The 17,218-nt window shown below is 42.5% G+C and carries 15 protein-coding genes and 1 tRNA gene; 5 read left to right on the top strand and 11 right to left on the bottom strand.

Features of this window, described 5'->3' with window-relative positions:
- Nucleotides 1-6 precede the first annotated feature (6 nt).
- The 6 genes from E3E24_RS10740 to E3E24_RS10710 form a co-directional block, all read right to left on the bottom strand.
- Nucleotides 7-666, bottom strand: a complete 660-nt coding sequence (locus tag E3E24_RS10740; protein WP_167915997.1) for a flagellin — start codon at nt 664-666, stop codon at nt 7-9.
- A 55-nt stretch (nt 667-721) separates the two neighbouring features.
- Entirely contained in the window at nt 722-1,378 is a 657-nt protein-coding gene (locus E3E24_RS10735; RefSeq protein WP_167915996.1) for a flagellin, read from the bottom strand.
- A gap of 37 nt (nt 1,379-1,415) precedes the next feature.
- The gene (locus E3E24_RS13090) at nt 1,416-2,444 is read right to left on the bottom strand and encodes an archaellin/type IV pilin N-terminal domain-containing protein (protein ID WP_370520489.1); all 1,029 of its coding nucleotides are present in this window, start codon (nt 2,442-2,444) and stop codon (nt 1,416-1,418) included.
- 43 nt (nt 2,445-2,487) lie between these two features.
- Nucleotides 2,488-3,201: a flagellin gene (locus tag E3E24_RS10720; RefSeq protein ID WP_167915995.1), complete on the bottom strand. Its 714-nt coding sequence runs from the start codon at nt 3,199-3,201 to the stop codon at nt 2,488-2,490.
- Between the two features lie 274 nt (nt 3,202-3,475).
- The gene (locus E3E24_RS10715; protein WP_167915994.1) at nt 3,476-4,438 is read right to left on the bottom strand and encodes a class I SAM-dependent methyltransferase; all 963 of its coding nucleotides are present in this window, start codon (nt 4,436-4,438) and stop codon (nt 3,476-3,478) included.
- A 10-nt stretch (nt 4,439-4,448) separates the two neighbouring features.
- The gene (locus E3E24_RS10710; RefSeq protein WP_167886915.1) at nt 4,449-4,775 is read right to left on the bottom strand and encodes a helix-turn-helix domain-containing protein; all 327 of its coding nucleotides are present in this window, start codon (nt 4,773-4,775) and stop codon (nt 4,449-4,451) included.
- 407 nt (nt 4,776-5,182) lie between these two features.
- On the opposite strand from E3E24_RS10710, the gene E3E24_RS10705 reads away from it, so the two are divergent.
- Complete coding sequence (locus E3E24_RS10705) at nt 5,183-6,247, top strand: hypothetical protein (protein WP_167915993.1); 1,065 nt, start codon at nt 5,183-5,185, stop codon at nt 6,245-6,247.
- Nucleotides 6,248-6,343: 96 nt separating this feature from the next.
- Here the strand turns inward: E3E24_RS10705 and E3E24_RS10700 are convergent, their stop codons facing one another.
- Nucleotides 6,344-7,672, bottom strand: a complete 1,329-nt coding sequence (locus E3E24_RS10700) for a PQQ-binding-like beta-propeller repeat protein (protein ID WP_167886912.1) — start codon at nt 7,670-7,672, stop codon at nt 6,344-6,346.
- A gap of 59 nt (nt 7,673-7,731) precedes the next feature.
- Between E3E24_RS10700 and E3E24_RS10695 the strand changes: the two genes are divergently transcribed.
- Nucleotides 7,732-8,493, top strand: a complete 762-nt coding sequence (locus tag E3E24_RS10695) for a HEAT repeat domain-containing protein (protein ID WP_240912206.1) — start codon at nt 7,732-7,734, stop codon at nt 8,491-8,493.
- Here the strand turns inward: E3E24_RS10695 and E3E24_RS10690 are convergent.
- A complete protein-coding gene (locus E3E24_RS10690; RefSeq protein WP_167886911.1) occupies nt 8,482-9,480 on the bottom strand; it encodes a hypothetical protein in 999 nt (332 codons plus the stop codon). The genes E3E24_RS10695 and E3E24_RS10690 overlap by 12 nt on opposite strands.
- A gap of 26 nt (nt 9,481-9,506) precedes the next feature.
- Entirely contained in the window at nt 9,507-10,751 is a 1,245-nt protein-coding gene (locus E3E24_RS10685) for an amidohydrolase (RefSeq protein ID WP_167886910.1), read from the bottom strand.
- A 260-nt stretch (nt 10,752-11,011) separates the two neighbouring features.
- Here E3E24_RS10685 and asnS point away from each other — a divergent pair, with 260 nt between their 5' ends.
- Complete coding sequence (asnS, locus tag E3E24_RS10680; protein ID WP_167886909.1) at nt 11,012-12,304, top strand: asparagine--tRNA ligase; 1,293 nt, start codon at nt 11,012-11,014, stop codon at nt 12,302-12,304.
- Nucleotides 12,305-12,465: 161 nt separating this feature from the next.
- Here asnS and E3E24_RS10675 read toward each other — a convergent pair whose 3' ends face one another.
- Nucleotides 12,466-14,073 carry a radical SAM protein gene (locus E3E24_RS10675; protein ID WP_167916021.1) on the bottom strand — a complete coding sequence of 536 codons (1,608 nt, stop codon included), beginning with the start codon at nt 14,071-14,073 and terminating at the stop codon, nt 12,466-12,468.
- 317 nt (nt 14,074-14,390) lie between these two features.
- Here E3E24_RS10675 and E3E24_RS10670 point away from each other — a divergent pair.
- Both E3E24_RS10670 and E3E24_RS10665 read left to right on the top strand, forming a co-directional pair.
- Nucleotides 14,391-14,467: transfer RNA gene (locus E3E24_RS10670), tRNA-Arg, on the top strand.
- A 431-nt stretch (nt 14,468-14,898) separates the two neighbouring features.
- Nucleotides 14,899-16,047 (top strand): transglutaminase-like domain-containing protein, encoded by a 1,149-nt coding sequence (locus tag E3E24_RS10665; RefSeq protein WP_167915992.1) that lies wholly within the window; start codon nt 14,899-14,901, stop codon nt 16,045-16,047.
- 3 nt (nt 16,048-16,050) lie between these two features.
- On the opposite strand, the gene E3E24_RS10660 is transcribed toward E3E24_RS10665, so the two are convergent.
- Complete coding sequence (locus tag E3E24_RS10660) at nt 16,051-17,199, bottom strand: DEAD/DEAH box helicase (RefSeq protein WP_167915991.1); 1,149 nt, start codon at nt 17,197-17,199, stop codon at nt 16,051-16,053.
- Nucleotides 17,200-17,218: the final 19 nt, after the last annotated feature.

The following is a 17,218-nucleotide window of genomic DNA, read 5'->3' as shown; positions in this document are numbered from 1 at the left end:
ACCACCTCACTGCAGCTCGATCACATTATAGTTAAACGTCGCTGGAGTCGTGAAGTCTATAACTCCAGCCGCTCCAGTCTCTGGAATTACCTTGCCGATGATCTTGGTTGACTGTCCGATTCCGTTTTCTCCATCGCTGGTCTTGAAGACATCTGTCCATATGAGCAGTGCAACCAAATCCCCAAACTCAAGTGTTGGGTGATTCGCTTCCATGGTATTGCCGATGTCGTTGATGACTGCAATTGAGAACTCTGCCCTCGCCGTCTTGTTCCAGATGTATTTGGTTTCATTTGTTCCATTGAAGAGGTTGATGATCTCCCCTTTGTAAAGCACACCGCTGTAGTTGTAAACCACCAGTTGCTTCCCATCGCTCAGCACAATTTTGGCATTGCTGAGGTCAATGCCAGCTGAACCTGCATTTGGTGTTAGGAATATTGCCATCTTCACTATTGTTCCGTTGCTCGGCGGTGTTGTATTGACGTAGCCGTAGACGTTGACCACTCTAAGACCGCTGGAAACTTCCTGGGTTGTCTGTTTTCCTGCTGCTTGAGCCTTCTGCTGGAGGTAACCTGCTGTTCCTATGATAACTCCTGCAGCCACTGCAGCTACAAGCACCATTGCAATGAAGACAATTAATGTTCCAATGCCTATTGCACCTCTACGCATTGCATCACCTCCAAAAGTTTGTTAAAAAACGAAAAGGTTAAAGATAGGAAAAGCTTTACTGGAGCTCTATGACGCTCTGGGTGTATGTTGATGGTGTTGTGAAGTCGATGACTCCTGGAGCACCAAACTCTGGGATAACACGGCCGGTTATCTTGGTATTGGGTTCGATACCACTCGTTGTGGAGAATACTTTATCAGTGGCAATAGTTATTACTGCTATATCACCCTTGTTGAGGGTTGGAGTGTTTTGCTTGAGGCTACCATCGCTGTCTTGAACAACAACGATACCGAATGCTGTTGGACTAGTTGGCCATGGAGCGGTTAATGAAAAGATGTCATCTACTAGACCATTGTAGTAATAGGTTGAGTCATACTGAAGTGTTGCTTCAAGCGTACCATCACTAAGGACAACCCTGACTTTTTTCATATCAATTCCTGAGCTTCCTGCATTTGGTGTTACATAGATGGCAAGCTTGCTTATTGGCTGGTATGTTCCAGTTACAGAGTCATAGGGTGCGTAACCAACGACGCTGGTAACTTTAATACCGCTTGCTACTTCTTGTGTTGTCTCTCTACCAGTAGCTTGGCTCTTCTGCTGGAGGTAGCCGCTTGTGTTGATTAATACAGCGGCAGCTACTGCAGCAACAAGCACCATTGCAATGAACACGATTAATGTACCAATACCAACCGCACCCCTAAACTTCCTCTTCATTCACACCACCCCCCGAAATAAGTTTAAAGGAAGAGCATCACTGAAGCTCAATAACGTTGCTTGTGAAGCTGCTTGGTGTTGTGAATTCAATAACACCTGGTGCACCGAACTCTGGGACGACTTTACCTGTGATCTTGGTTCTTGGTGCGAATCCTGGGTCAAAGACCGCGCTGAAGCCAACGTGATCTGCAGTTTCACTGTTTGTTCCATCGGTTATCGTTATGGTGTTGGTTCCAAGGTCGAAGTACGTTGTACCACCCACAAATAGTGTCATGACGACAAGGTCTCCCTTGTTGAGGGTTGGATAGTTGGCCTTAATGGAACCGTCACTGTCCTGCAAGGCTATGAGACCAAAGTCTGTTGGAGCGGTTATGTTATCCCATGCATCGAGTGAGGTTCCGAAGACGTCGTTAACAACGCCGCTTTCATGGGCGTAGCCAGCAAAGGTATTGAGGGCCGGTTTAACTTGGATTGTGACCGTGGTTCCAGTTGTACTTGCGTAAATCGTGACGTTGTCAGTTCCAAGGGTTCCACCGGAAATACCGGAAATAACTGCATTGCTAAGTGTTATATTGTACACACCTGCTACAGAGTCGTAAACAACGTTAACAGTGCTGAAGTTGGCGATTATCTTGACCCATGTGTTAGCGGCAGTGTCGTAGAACATCATGTACTTGGTGCTGTCACCTTGACTGAGATATGTGGCTATGTAGTTGGTCCAGTTAAAGCTCTCTGTCCTGTACCTGAATATGGCCTGCGCGTTACCATCGCTGAGAATTACCTTGGTCTTCCTGAGGTCAATGCCGGTGCTACCGGCGTTCGGGCTGACATAGACGGCGAGCTTGGTTATCTTACCACTAGCTGGTGGAGTAGCTGGGTCGTAACCAATAATCTTAACAACTTTGATTCCGCTTGCTACTTCTTGGGTTGTTTCTCTTCCAGTGGCTGAAGCCTTCTGTTGGAGGAATCCCGAGGTGTTGATGAGTACTGCTGCAGCTACTGCAGCCACTAAAACCATGGCAATAAACACAATTAAGGTCCCAATACCAACCGCACCGCGCCTCATGGCACTTCACCTCACTCAAAAAATGTGTTTAAAGGAAAAAGCTTCACTGGAGCTCCATAACGGCCTCGGTGTATGTTGATGGTGTTGTGAATTCGATAACACCTGGTGCACCGAACTCTGGGACGACTTCACCAGTTATCTTTACGCCTGGGGCGATACCGTTGCCGAAGACACCTGTATATGTAGTGGTTGCATCATGGGTGGTACCTACTATAATGGTCAAAACAACCAGGTCTCCCTGGTTGAGGGTTGGATAGTCAGCGCTAAGAGAATTGTCGGCATCCTGGAGGACAATTATACCGAAACCGGTGGTTGATAAAGCACCGAGGTTCTTCCAAGCAGCGAGTCCAAGATCAAAGATGTCACTCTGAACTCCGGAAGTGAACGCGTCTGAATTTACATCAGGTCCACCAACGTATTTGAGAACGGCTTCCTTAGTACCATCACTCAGGACAACCTTGGTGCTGCTGAGGTCTATGCCGCTACTACCGGCGTTCGGGCTGACATAAACTGCCAGCTGCCTTATATAGTCAAGCTCTACAGTAGTAGTTGTGTTTGGGTCATCGGTCTTACCGACAACTCTCTCGACCTTGATTCCGCTTGCTACTTCTTGGGTTGTTTCTCTTCCAGTGGCTGAAGCCTTCTGTTGGAGGAATCCCGAGGTGTTGATGAGTACTGCTGCAGCTACTGCAGCCACTAACACCATAGCAATAAACACAATTAAGGTCCCAATACCTACAGCTCCTCTTCTGGGCATCTGCCGCGCACCCCCTTGGAGATTTTTCAATATATTACTAAAATGATTGAATATAAAGCAATTTTTTGTTTTTAGTAGTGTAGATAATTGTGTAGGTGCATATGTAGGTCAGTTACGTAGAATAGGAGTATTTTGGATCTGTTTTGGATGCATTGTGGGTAGAATCTGTCATGAGTTTCTGGGGTGTGTCTCTATCTCCTTAGATGAGAGCGGGAGCACTATAAAATCATTGTAAAAACTACAATTAACATAAAACTAAAAAAGAAAACCAAGATCAGAGCCTCGTAATCACCAGCACGCTCTTTCCATAGGTTTTAATGTCCACATCAAATCCTGCCTTTTTAATTGCATCAACGACTTCCTGCTGTGTTGGAAATCTTATAAAGTCTTTGTTGAGATGTTCAAAAAACTCCAAAGCCTCTATGTATGGGAAGTTGTCTCTAAACGGTTCAACAATTATCATCTTTCCTCCTTCCTTCAGCGTCTCCATGACCTTTCTGAGTACAGAGGCTGGATCTTTGAGATACTCAAGGACAAAGCTCATCACGGCAACATCGTACTCATTAACTGGCTTAATTATGTGGGCGTCTATCTCCTTCAGCTCCACCCAATCTAGGTTATGCTCCTCAATTCTTGACCTAGCAATTTCCAGCAGCGCTGGGGAGTAGTCTATTCCAAGATAATAGCCGTTTGGTCCTACTTGTTTTCCAATCTCCAATGGGGAAACCGAACCGCAGCCAATGTCAATTACCTGCTTCTTGGAGTCCAATTCACCAAGGAAGGCAATCAATTTTCTGTACACCCTTGAAAATTTAGTGCTCATTCTCATATCCCAGAAGTCGGCATCTTCATCAAAGTCCATTAAGATATGAGGATGAGCAGGTGTGATAAAGGCAAAATCTACCATGCGGTATATCTCTTCAAGACTGCTTACCCAATCTGGAAGCAGCAGGCTGTAGTTTTTAGCTGGAACTGTGATTGTATATGAGAATCCATTTAGCTGGAGTCTTGTTGGGGTTTCCTCAACTATACCTAATTTTATAAGAGTCTTGACGAAATCCAGAAGAAGTTGTTTATTGTGTACCTCAATTTCAGGGAATATATCAACGTATGATGGCTTTTTGGAGAGAACCTTGAAGATGCCATGCTTTGTGCCAAGCTGGATTACATACAGTAGAGAGGTCCTAATCATCTGCTCTAGATTTGCATCCACTATTTCAACGAGGTTCTTGTACATTTAGCTCACCTCACATGAACTTTCTGTAATATTTATAATACTCTCGTAAATACTCTACAACCTTTTTCCCGTATTCGGTGAGCCTATAATATTTAAAACCGTTGTTATTTATCTCTTCTACAAGTCCTAGGTACACCAGAGAGCTTTCGCCATTGTATCTGTTGCCCAGTCCAACCAGAGCCCCTCGAACATTTGAAGGGTCGGAGCCGACAACTCTAGCAATCTCAGAAAGGTATGTTGCTGAGGGATAAATGTCATGAAGGTAAATGAGAATTCGTTTTCTTAGATCACTTCTGTGAAGGGAACGTAATATGTGAGGATCTATTGGTACCACCATGACTCTCACCCCCTACTTTTCCGGGTGAGCACATGAGCCCACGTCACAGAGTTGCTTGAGTTTCCGCCTTTTGTGTACAGGCAGCACTCCACCCAAATGTAAATCAATAGTTGGAAAATATATAACAGTTTCGGTTCAATTTTGTAGATAATTTTAAAGAAACAATGAAATCATGGTAAAGTTACCATACAATTAAAAAAATTTCAAAAATATGTGATGAATTCAAAGAAATCTGCTTGGCTTATTTAGTAGTTGTGGATCTATTATTGTGATTTTGGAAGGTCTCATCCTTTAGTGGGGACGCAGATTCAACGGTACATTAAAGAATCTATTATGATAAAAGCGTAAAACCTTAAATATTTCTAGCACATTATTCTAGTTGGATTTTCACCAACAGGTGGACAGCGATGATAGTAGAAATTGCAGTGACACTAGTTACTGCAGCTCTGCTGATATACTACGTTAGAGGTACTGTGCAGAAGGTAGTTTCAAAGTACTTCGATGTCAAAAATGACATTGAGGAGTACAACAAAAAGCTGATGTCGCTGGAGAATGAAATGAAAGAAAAGCTTAAAGAACTGAACTCCAAAATAAAAGAAATTGAAACTGCACTTTCGTCGAAAGATGTTGCCTTATGGGAGTTCAAGTCGATCTCTGAAAAGCTTGCCCAAATAGAGAAAGCCATCAAAGAGCAGGAAAAATCCAACACAAAGTTCACTTACGAGTTAGGCAGTGTGAAAAAAGAAGTCCATGACCTAAAAGAGGAGGTTGAAGGACTCAAAGACGAACTTAAAGACAGTCTGAAGAGGGAAATCATAGCAGAGCTGGAAGAGGAGATTGAAAGACTAGAAGATGTGATTGAGAAAAGAAAAGAGAGTGAAGTTCAGGAGTTTATAGAGCTACTCACATCAGCCATCAACCTTGAGCCTGAAAAACTTCAAAATGGTCTGATGGAGGCTAAAAGAGGTCTCTTGTCTCTTAGAGACCTGGCCAAAGTCTATGTGCTCACGGGAAAGGGACAGGAAGAATTTGCAAAACTTAGAGACAACTTAATTTCCCTGCTCAAGAACCTGAGGAAGCTTGCCGTGATAGCTGTTCCTGATGATAGCGTATATTCAAAATTTAATGACATAATAGTCAAGCTGAAGCGTCTTGAGCTTCCAATGAAAGTTACGAAAGATGGCAAAACAAAAGAACTGAACCCAGAAAAAAGCTTCATAAGAATACACCAAATGGTGTACGCTCTTGCTGGTGAATTAGATAAAATTGCCGAAATCGTTAACGAACCCATTCCAGTTACTCCAATTGAAAAGGAGTTCTATGAGAAGCTGAGAGTCCAGTTTGAAGAACTCAAAAAGCTTGAGGAGCAGATTCAAAAGCTTATGCTCAGGCTTGAAGGTAAAAAAGAGGAGCCCACTAAAAATAATTTGAAAGATAATATAGAGGAGATACTAAAAGAGTTGAACCTCTAAATATACACCAGTTCTTAGGACTCAGCGAAAACACAATGGATGGAAGAAAAATAGTAAAACAAACTGGTGAAATATGGCTTAGCCTCGATGTGATTTTCATTTTTCTGCATGCTTTCTACGGCTGGTATAAGCTGCAATTCCCGTTGCAATTACAATAACTGCAACTATTACCATCAAAGCTTGCTGATTCAAGGTGGATTTTTCCTTAATTTTGCTGAGGTCAATCACGTAGAAATCTTTCCCGCCAGTTCCAATCACGGCTATATTTCCTGAAAGAGCAATGCTTCTTACGTAGCCTGTGTCTATCTTCTCCAGGATGTTTCCAGTCTTGGAATCTACAATATAAAGACTTCCCACATTGTATACAACACTTTGATTGTTTTCCTGTTTGATATCAAATTTCCCCGTTCCTATGAGAAGCTTGTTGTTGTAATATTTCACAACTTTAGCCCTATAAGGAAATGAAACTTCCCACAGTTTCTTTTTGGATGCCAAGTCTATTGCAGTTACTTTCCCTTCTGACCCTTGTATCCCTGCAACATATGCCACATTGTTTTCTACTTCGATGTCCTCAACGTAATATAAATCAGTGCTCCATACAACATTCCCCTTGTTGTCAATAAGATACAATTTTCCTGCGACATTTTCAAACCCGGTTCCTACGATAACGTAATCGTTCCAAACTTCCATATCCCTAATCCACCATCCTGTGTGAACTTTCCACAAAATTTTTCCTTCGGGGGAAATCCCGTAAACGTCACCAAAATAGTATTTCATCCTGTATCCTGAGGGGGCCCCACTTCCCGCGTATATAATCCCATTTCCGACTCTTACCCTTCCAATGGTTCCATTCAGCTCAACATACCATTCCTCGACAAATTTGTCCCCAAGTACCTTCCATTTGTACACTCTTCCCCACGTCTCGTTAGCTTTTCCTTCTCCTATCCACCATCCATCGCTAATGTAAATCTCATTGTCCACTATTTGAAAATCAAAGAAGCTCCCGTATGTTATGTTTCCTGATACTAGAGAGCCATTGTTTTGGAGGAGCCAAATTTTTCCTAATGTTCCAAACCAGTCGCTAGGCCCTCTGCTTATATCTACACCTACTATTATTCCATCTTGGACTTTTTGAATTTTTCTTACAAATCCAACACTTTCTGACCATAATTTTTGCCCCTCCAATGAAAAGGCTGTGATGTTTCCCCTATACCACAGAACCCCTTTTATATTCTCGATATATCCACAACCTACATAAATTGTGCTATTTGCTATATCCACGCTCTCAATAGATTTTTGGTAAGGTACATTTTCGCATACTTGGCCTTTCCACAGTATTATGTTGCTTTCTCCCCTTACTGTTAATGGGGCAATAAGAAGAAATGTTATTGTGAATACCGCCAAGATGTATTTTAGCTTCCCCATACTAGTCACCCATGATGGTTTCAGGTGAAAGCTTATATAAATGTTGGTGATATTTAATTATGGTGTGTAGGATGGAAGAAGAGCTTGATATTAGAGAGATTCTAGCTTCCGGGAAAGAATTGGATAAAATATTGGTTTATGCTATGCGTGATGAGGAAGTCCTCAAGCAGGTGATCTCGTATTTAGATGATGATTTGTGGATAGTTGCCAAAAATGCTCTCCTTGTTATATTAGAGGTAGCCAAAGAAAAACCCGAGCTTTACGAACCTTTAATCTCCAAGTTAATGGTCATGATTCGAAAAAGTGAGGCAGTTCCCTTAACTCAAGAAATCGCCAGAGCTTTTGGCGTGCTGTCTAAGGAAGAGCCAGAAATGGTTAGAAAGGTCGTCCCAATAATTTTTGCCAGTTATCGGATTGGAAACTGGAAGATTCGAGTGAATATGGGATATGTGCTGGAAGAAATTATACGTGCGAATCCTTTGTTGCTTGGAGATATAATAAAGGACATAAGCCATCTGCTGACTTCAAAAGAAAGTGCCGACAAATTAGCGGCATTAAACTTCATTTCTGCATTAAGCGAAAACAGTTTTAGGTATGTTAGTCCGTTTCTCCCAAAATTGTTAAACCTGCTGTGTGACAAAGATCCCATTGTCCGAGCTGCTACGGTGGAAACTCTAGTGGAGCTTGGAGTCAAAAATAAGGGATTTAGAAAAATAGTGCTAGCTAAACTTCAGGATTTGAAGGATACTGACTCATTAGTCAACAGGAAGATAAAAGAAGGAATATCACGCCTTTCACTGCAAGAGAGGTCATCCCTCTGATTCTGTCGTCTCTTCCTGCTTTGATAGCAGAGCTTTAACAGCCTCTTTAAGCCGTTCGTTTTCTTTTTTCAGCTTTTCATTTTCTCTCTTAATTTTTTCGAGTGAATCCATTAGCGTCTTGATTTCTTTTGCTATCATCTCAACTTTGGATTTTGGTACAAACTCCTCCCTCAATATTTTTATGGCATCTTTTACTTCATAGACGCCCGTGATCTTAGCTAATTCCTGCTTGATTTGTGATAATTCGGCTAGGGACTGTTCATATTCATCTAGTCTCTTACTAAGGTCCTCAACTTTCTTTGCTGTTTCTTGGAATTTGGACAATTTGTATGTGAGCTCTTTAATTTTTGCGTCTTTTTCTTTAAGCAGTTCGTTAAGCTTTATGTTCTCCTTTATTAAAGACTCATGCTTTTCTTGTATCTCCTTTAGAACTTTAGCTAAGTCAACGCTAACGCCAAAGATACCACGCTTTAAATCATCCTCAAGTTCTTTAAATCTCCGATTGATGATATCTTCTGTCATTTCAAGTATCTGCTTTGAGTACCTCTCCTCCAATCTGTTTGCTATTTCCATGGGATACCTTTCTATTTTTTCTTCTAATTCATTCACCTTTGGGACAAACTTTTCCACACTATCGAGAAATATTGTCCGTTTTTCCAATTCCTCAATGCTACTTTTTAAATCTTCAATTTCTTTCTTTAATGACTTAATGGTGTTCTCACTATCCGCTTTAAGAGACTCAAGTTTGGAATTGAGCACTTCAACTCTCTCCCCAAGCAACTCTCTCTCAATTCTGAGCTCTCTGATAAGAGCAGATATTGCATGTAAGGCCACAATAGAATAATCTCCCATGCTTTCGGCTTCAGGAATTGATGACTTTACTTCGTCCCAATTTCTCAGGCTTTTCAGCTCCTCAATTACATCAGGATATCTCTTCTTGAGGTATTCCCATGATACTCTATTGTTCTTTTTTTTCTTGCCAAACATTGCTCCCCCATATTTTTTCAACTACTTTAAAATTTAAATACATTTTCATTCACTTTAACCTTGGAAAAGCGACCGTTATCGTAAATCAGCTCACCATTTACAAAAACCTTCTCAACATCGCTTCCCTTGGCGGAATAAACCAGATGTGAAAGCAGATTTGTCTTTGGAGTGAAGTGGAGCTTGTTGATGTTAATTAGCACTAAATCCGCAAGATACTCTTTCTCTATCAATCCTGCTTTAATTTTTAATGCCTTTGCTCCTCCGACTGTTGCCCAGTAGAATACATCTTTCGCTGAAGCCTTAGTAGGATTTTGGACTTTAACTTTATTCAGTATTGCTGCAAACTTCATCTCTTGAATCATATCGAGGGAATTATTTGAAGCCGCACAGTCGTTTCCAAGTGCAATGTTGCCTCCCTTTTCCCATAAATCAATTATTGGTGCGACACTCCCTTCGAGCTTTGCCAAACTGACTGCACAATGCACTAACGTTGCTCCACTTTTCGCATAAAGCCCAACTTCTCTCTCACTCAGATAGACGCCATGAACGCCGATAAAGTTCTCATTTAAGACTCCAGCTTTTTTGAGGTATTCAACTGGCAAGACCCCTTCTCTCTGTTTGACCCTAAAAACTTCTTCTTTACTCTGGGAAATATGCATATGAATTAATGCCTTTTCTTTTTCAGAAAACTCTTTGGTTTCTTTTAAAAGGTCGAGAGAAACCGTATCAGTAGCATGTGGAGCTAATACTGGTTTAACAAGTTCATCTCTGTCTTTCCATCTCTTGAAAAACTTAAACCCCTCCTCTGGTTCTGCAATTGGAAATTCAACTAAATCCATCATGGTCTGCCCAATGAACGCTCTGATGCCAAGCTTTTGAGCTGCTTTGGCTATCTCATCTGCAAAGAAGTAATGATCATTGATTACTGTCGAGCCATTGGCAATAGCCTCTGCAATTCCAATAAGTGCCCATTTATGGATTTCTTCTGGCGTCCACTCTTTTTCCATGGGCCAAATAACTTCATTCAGCCACTTATCAAGAGGTAAGTCGTCTCCAACCCCTCTGAATTTTGCCATTGCCACATGGGTGTGAGCATTAATAAGTCCAGGAATTAGAAGATAGTTTTCTCCGCCAAAAATTTCATCAATATCATATTCCTTGAGTTTATCTTTTGGAATAACGTCGTAGATTTTATTATCTTCTATTAAAACTGCCATGTTTTCCCTTACCCCATTAATATCCAAAATGTACCTTGCAATTATTGCTCTCATCCTCTCACCTCCAGTGGGGAAAGTAATTTCAGCTAATAAAGTATTAAAGCTTTTTGTCATTCTGTCAATTAAAAGGGCAAAGAATTTAAATAATGATTATCTGAAGAAAACTCGATGCACGATGCCGATGTTAATTGAGCTTAGACTGAAAGTTAAAGCGTTAGCACTGTGGATAAATTGATGGGTGCCTTTTCTTTAGGTAGCATGGTTAGTTTAATAAACCCTCAGTTTAACTTTCAAAAAGTTGTGAGGTGATGGTTATGATTGACAAGATTTACTGTGCTCAAGTTAAACCTGAAATGGAAGGACAAAGGGTTAAACTTGCTGGTTGGGTGTATAGAAAGAGAGAAATTAAAGACAAGGTGTTTATAGTCCTCAGGGACTCAAGCGGAATTATTCAAACCGTATTCAAAGAGGAGCTCAGCAAAGAAGCCTACGAGACTGCAAAGAAAACCGGAATAGAGTCAAGCGTGATAATTGAAGGTGTTGTAAAGGCTGATAGAAGGGCCCCTGGAGGAGTTGAAATTCAAGCCGATAAGATTGAGGTAATTCAAAACGTCGAGTTCTTCCCAATAACCAAGGACGCAAGTCCAGAGTTCCTCTTGGATGTCAGGCATCTTCACCTTAGATCTCCAAAAGTAGCGGCAATAATGAAAGTTAAGGCAACTCTAATTCAAGCTGCGAGAGAATGGCTCCTTCAAGACGGCTGGTATGAGGTATTTCCACCAATATTAGTTACAGGGGCAGTTGAAGGTGGAGCTACGCTCTTCAAGCTCAAATACTTTGACAAAACTGCTTACTTGAGTCAATCTGCTCAACTTTACCTTGAAGCTGCAATCTTTGGCCTTGAAAAAGTATGGAGCTTAACCCCTTCGTTTAGAGCAGAGAAGAGCAGAACAAGGAGGCATTTGACAGAGTTCTGGCACCTTGAGCTTGAGGCTGCATGGATGGATCTCTGGGACATAATGAAGGTTGAAGAAGAACTCGTTAGCTATATGGTTCAGAGAACCTTAGAGTTGAGGAGATCAGAAATAGAAATGTATAGAAAAGATCTCACAACCTTGAAGAACACAGAGCCACCTTTCCCGAGGATAAGTTATGATGAAGCAATTGACATACTTCAGAGCAAGGGCGTTCAGATAGAGTGGGGCGAAGACATGGGAGCTGATGAGGAGAGGGTTTTAACAGAAGAATTCGACAGACCATTCTTTGTTTACGGATATCCAAAGCATATCAAGGCCTTCTACATGAAGGAAGATCCAGAAGACCCAAGAAAGGTCTTAGCGGCTGATATGCTTGCACCTGAAGGATATGGTGAAATAATTGGTGGTTCACAGAGAGAAGACGATTACGACAAGCTTGTGCAGCGTATTTTAGAGGAGGGCATGGATCCAAAGGACTACGAGTGGTATCTCGATTTGAGGAAATACGGCTCAGTTCCGCACAGCGGCTTTGGGCTTGGTGTAGAAAGAGTAGTTGCATGGATTCTCAATCTTGACCACGTTAGATGGGCAACCTTGTTCCCAAGGACTCCAACAAGGCTCTATCCATGAGCCTTCTCTCTTTCTTTCATAACGTTAATGATCACTTGAGAGTTCAGCATATTATGCATCCTGCCTGAAAAAAAGCGAAAGTTGAAACTTTTTATGCAATTATTACCTCAAACAAGACCCAAATAAGGTTTATTGAAATGAAGAAAAGTGGAGATAAGGGTCTAATACGCCTCAGCAAGGCTCGGTGTGCTGTACCAGCGGTGCTCTTCCACCTCGATGCGCACATCTAACGGCTCGAGCTCCTTCACCTCGTAGCCCTTTTCCTTACCCCATTTCTCGATCTGCCTTATGACGATGCGCGTCCCCAAGCGGGCCAGAGGATAGAACGGGATAAGGAAAGGATTGCCTCTCATGACTGCCGGAAGCCCTTTGGTGACCTCGTGCATCATGTGCTTCCATGCGTAGTACAGGTGGAGAAACTGGCCGTAAGTTATCATCTCATCGATCCTGTAGAACTCCTGATCCTTCAGCAGGCCCATTGGAACAAAAGCTAGAGGTGTGACAATGAAGTGAGCCTTGTTGCCAAGCTTCTTTTCAAGCTCCTTCTCCATCGTCACTATGAGCTGAGCAGTCATAATCTCGTAGTCATCGGTGTCACCAGGCAAACCTAGGATCGTTGTGTAAGCCGGGAACCAGTAGTTTTTGTTGAAGACGTACGTCCCGTTCAGCAGAACCCATGGCCACTCCTCTGGAGAGAAGGGCTTCATCTTGTTGTTCATATACTTCCCGATAAGCTCTGAAGCCGCTGTCTCAAAGCCAACCTGAATTCCGACCCAGTGACTCGGGCCTGCTTCTACTATGTGGGAGATTTCCTCTATCATGCCAGGGACGGCCAAGGCTCCAGCTACAGCCCCGTGGGTCGGGTTTACGTTACGTGTGTACTTCCTGGCCATCTCGAACAACTCAACTACTGCTTCAGCGTTTGGATAGAAGTTTTTCTTATCCTCGACCTTGTATAGGAAGATGTCCTCACTGTGGAGCCAGGCGTGGTCTATTCCAGCTTCAACATTCAGCTTTATCTCCTCCTCGATCTTCTCAAGTGGGATGTAGCGGGCGACCCTGAGGTTGGGCTCGCAGAAGCGGCACCCCCTACCGCAACCACGCATTACCTCGACGAGTCCCTTGTAAGAGGGCGCCACGATAGTTGGGATTTCCTCAACCCTAGGCCAGCCTTTTATAAATATCGTCTCATCTGTATTCCCGCTCTCAATGTCCCTGAAGAGTTCTCCAGCGACGTGATCGACCTCGCCTATGACCACGTGGTCGATTTTAAGCTTTTCCTTAGTCTCTCTCTTGAACTCAAGTTGCCATGCCCCAGGCCCGCCCACAACCAACCTGAACTTAAGGTTCTTGCCCTCCCTCACGCGGTTTATCCTCTCGACGAGCTCCCTGAACTTGATGCTGGTGTAGTTCTTCCACTGGCCGCCGTTGGTGAACATCATACTGACAGGGCCAAGGCCGAGGGGATCCATCTCGTAAAGGGCCACTATAGTGGTGTCATCGCCGATAAACTTCCCGATTTTGCGCGGGTGAGCGACAACGACTTCGTTTCTCTTAAAGCCGTCCCTCAGAAGGGCTGCCTCAACCTTTCTCAGCCCGTAGGGTGCTTGAGTTAAAACACCGTTCTCGTCCGGGAGTTGCGAGTCGAGGAGGTAGAACACCCACTTGGGGAGCTTGTCATAGGGGGCACAGCCGAGAAAGTCCAACAAAGGTACGTTATGATATGTACTCGTTAGCGTCTCATCTGTTGTCAGGACTACTCTGGTCATCTTTATCACCATAGGTATGAAAAAAAAGTTGCATATATAAGAGTTTCGATTCTACATGATTTTAAAAATTACAAATTAGACCAATCTCAGTCAATACTAAGAACAAGCGTAAACAAAATCAAAAAACAAATCAGGAACAACCAAAATCAAGTACGCTCAATTATGCCGTGTCCTTCAAGGATTCAAAACCTCTCCCTTGACAGAGAATACCTCCACATGGTCATTGCTTTCCATAGCTCTTTTAAACTTAAAGAGCTAGCGGTGCATTTTCAACCACCGCAATCTTTATAAATACCTTTCTGATGATTAGTTCCCGAGGGCCCGTAGCCTAGCAGGATAGGGCGCCGGCCTTCTAAGCCGGAGGTCGCGGGTTCGAATCCCGCCGGGCCCGCCAACAAACTTTGCCTTCACTATCCTTCTCTAAGTGCCTTTCTTGGAGTGGATTTCTCTCTAAATTAGCGTATTTTCAGTGTTTCACTAAAAAGCGTTCTACGGACGTAAGATGAAAGAAAACCGCTTAAATGCTGTTTTTAGTTGAATCAGTGTTATATCAGGGGATCTTAGAAATATAAACAAACTCTCGCACTCTTTAAATGGACCAAAAACACTTTTGGCCAAACTTTCCCAAAGTTTGAAAAACTACGTTTCCCACATCCTTCTTTACTCTCTTAAATCTACCAAGAGAGCAAAGCTCCTCTCACCCTCATTTTCACTGAAGTTCTCGGGACTCATGCTGGCATTCTGACTAAACTCCGCTCTCAGCAAAGTTTGCTATGCAACACATTTTTAATCTCCCGTACATAACCACTTCTAAGGTGAGACTGTATGAGGTTGCTTAAATTCATGCTTTCAGCACTTATAATAGCACTCGTATTTGTAAGCGGATGTGTTCAAATCGAGACAATCACCCAAACAGAAAGATCAACTTCAGAAAGTCATCCCTTCACCAAGCCTTCAGCAACTACCTCATCTACTCAAACTGCTTCTACAACAATAGTGTTGCCCCAATCTAATACCACTCCTTCTTGCTCGGACCCTCTCTGGAGATATGTCCTTGAAAGGGCAATCCCATGTGCTTTAAGCAAAGAGGAGCTTGCTAAAATAAAGCCCTTAGCTGAGCAGCTTAAAGGTGACAGCTTACAGCAAAGTGCTTGGAACATCCTAGAGTGGGAAAAAGAGCATATCCAATATGACTGGGAAAAAGCGTCCCTCCCAGCTCCAGAAATTAAAATATACAGCAATGGGGATTTTGAGATTGTAAGAGGAAAAGACAACACGATACAAACTCCCTATGAAACAATAATGAAAGGAAAAGGTGTCTGCACAGATTACGCAATTTTAACAGCTGGGCTGCTTTTGGGTATGAACTACTCTCCCGTTTACATTTTCAGCATTAACTTCACGGACAGCGATGTTGGGCATGCAGTGGCAGTAATAGAAATTGGAGGGTGGTACTTTGTCCTAGACCAACACCCTCCCGCCATGGATTTGGGAGCATATTACCGGTACTGGAAGGAGAACGGAAAAACGATCTCAAATGCGACAATTTATGAAGTTACTCTTGTAAATGGCAGTGCTAAAGTAAAGAACTTGGGAGTTGTCTCTGGGATAGAGTTCCTAAAGCAGGATTACAAGTTCACTGATGCAGATGCACAGGCAATTTCTGGGAGCTTGTCTTCAATAATTTTGAAGAACTTTTCAAACTTGATGCTTGATGAGAAACTTCAGTCACTTTCCAAAGGCACACTGCCAAATGGATATTCAGAGGGAAAAGTTTGGACGTTCAGATTTGAAAAGTTTGTTGAATATTACAATCCTCTGTTCCATGAACAGCTGATCAATTATCTCTATGACAGTATAGTTTCAGATCCAGAAGTTAGAGCTGACTTAGGGCAGTATTCAGCGTTTTGGATTGAGATAAGAGAGGAGGGGGAGAACCTTAAAATAATTCTCGATATTGCCAAGTCGAGATAAATCTCAGTATTTCTTTCTTGAGTCTCTGCTCTTTTCTTTGTCTATGATTTCTTGAAGCTTTGATTTCTTTATGCTAACTTTTGCAACGCTCTCAATATATCTTAACCTCCTATACTCTCCCGGCATGATGAATGTTATTGCTTTCCCTCTCTTACCTGCCCGTCCCGTTCTTCCAATCCTGTGGATATACATTTCAGCGTTTTGTGGCAAAGAATAGTTTACAATGTGAGTGATGTCTTGAACGTCTATTCCTCTTGCAGCAACATCTGTGGCAACTAGAATGTTTATTTTTTGTCTTTTGAAGCGCATTAAGGTTCTTTCTCTGCTTCTTTGGTTCATATCTCCGTTTAAAGCTTCAGCGCTATATCCCATACGTGCAAGCTTTTCTGCTAGTATTCTAGTCTCCCTCTTCGTTTGGCAGAAGATTATTCCATAGAATTCACTGTTTAATATTCTTTTCAACACGGCTATTTTTCTTGCTGGTACAACTTCAATATACTCTTGCTCTACAAGCTCTGGAACTGGCTCGTCGCTGCTTGTTCTTATCAGCTCATATTCCTTCATGTATCGTTTTGCTAGCCTCAAAACTTCACGGGGCATCGTTGCTGAAAACATAAGGACACGCTTATTTCTTGGTGTCTCTCTGAATATTGCTCTTATATCATCTATGAAGCCCATATCGAGCATTCTGTCAGCTTCATCTAGGATGAAGTATTGAATTCCGTCAAGCCTCAATGTGCCTCTTCTGATGTGATCGAGAACTCTTCCAGGAGTTCCAACCACTATGTGGGCTCCTTTTCTAAGGGATCTTATCTGGGGGCCTATTGGTTGTCCTCCATATACTGAAAGAACTCTTATCCTTTTCTTGCCTCTAAGCGACTTTATCTCGTCAGTTACTTGAAGAGCAAGCTCTCTGGTTGGCGTTAAAATTATTGCTTGGACTTCCCTTTCATACTCGTTGATAACATCTACAAGCGGTAATGCGAATGATGCAGTTTTTCCAGTTCCTGTCTGTGATTGTCCAACTATGTCTGCGTCTCCTCTTAAGAACAGAGGGATAACTTCCCTCTGAATGTCTGTAGGTTCCGAGAACCCTTTTCTTCTGACTGCTCCCAGTGTATTTTCTGAGAGTCCTAATTTTTCAAAACTCATTTTCTTGTCTCCGAAAAGC

Origin of the sequence: Thermococcus sp. LS2 (genome assembly GCF_012027375.1) — an archaeon.
In the GTDB taxonomy this organism is placed as follows: Archaea; Methanobacteriota_B; Thermococci; order Thermococcales; family Thermococcaceae; genus Thermococcus_B.
Note: the sequence above shows the minus strand (reverse complement) of the source record. Positions and strands in the feature narration are given on the sequence as shown.

Bases quoted from the DNA above. Each gene is read 5' to 3' on its own strand.
- E3E24_RS10735 (WP_167915996.1), bottom strand. From the start codon at position 1,378: ATGAAGAGGAAGTTTAGGGGTGCGGTTGGTATTGGTACATTAATCGTG.
- E3E24_RS10685 (WP_167886910.1), bottom strand. From the start codon at position 10,751: ATGAGAGCAATAATTGCAAGGTACATTTTGGATATTAATGGGGTAAGG.
- E3E24_RS10700 (WP_167886912.1), bottom strand. From the start codon at position 7,672: ATGGGGAAGCTAAAATACATCTTGGCGGTATTCACAATAACATTTCTT.
- asnS (WP_167886909.1), top strand. From the start codon at position 11,012: ATGATTGACAAGATTTACTGTGCTCAAGTTAAACCTGAAATGGAAGGA.
- E3E24_RS10695 (WP_240912206.1), top strand. From the start codon at position 7,732: ATGGTGTGTAGGATGGAAGAAGAGCTTGATATTAGAGAGATTCTAGCT.
- E3E24_RS10715 (WP_167915994.1), bottom strand. From the start codon at position 4,438: ATGTACAAGAACCTCGTTGAAATAGTGGATGCAAATCTAGAGCAGATG.
- E3E24_RS10665 (WP_167915992.1), top strand. From the start codon at position 14,899: ATGAGGTTGCTTAAATTCATGCTTTCAGCACTTATAATAGCACTCGTA.
- E3E24_RS10710 (WP_167886915.1), bottom strand. From the start codon at position 4,775: ATGGTGGTACCAATAGATCCTCACATATTACGTTCCCTTCACAGAAGT.
- E3E24_RS13090 (WP_370520489.1), bottom strand. From the start codon at position 2,444: ATGAGGCGCGGTGCGGTTGGTATTGGGACCTTAATTGTGTTTATTGCC.
- E3E24_RS10740 (WP_167915997.1), bottom strand. From the start codon at position 666: ATGCGTAGAGGTGCAATAGGCATTGGAACATTAATTGTCTTCATTGCA.
- E3E24_RS10720 (WP_167915995.1), bottom strand. From the start codon at position 3,201: ATGCCCAGAAGAGGAGCTGTAGGTATTGGGACCTTAATTGTGTTTATT.
- E3E24_RS10675 (WP_167916021.1), bottom strand. From the start codon at position 14,073: ATGACCAGAGTAGTCCTGACAACAGATGAGACGCTAACGAGTACATAT.
- E3E24_RS10660 (WP_167915991.1), bottom strand. From the start codon at position 17,199: ATGAGTTTTGAAAAATTAGGACTCTCAGAAAATACACTGGGAGCAGTC.
- E3E24_RS10705 (WP_167915993.1), top strand. From the start codon at position 5,183: ATGATAGTAGAAATTGCAGTGACACTAGTTACTGCAGCTCTGCTGATA.
- E3E24_RS10690 (WP_167886911.1), bottom strand. From the start codon at position 9,480: ATGTTTGGCAAGAAAAAAAAGAACAATAGAGTATCATGGGAATACCTC.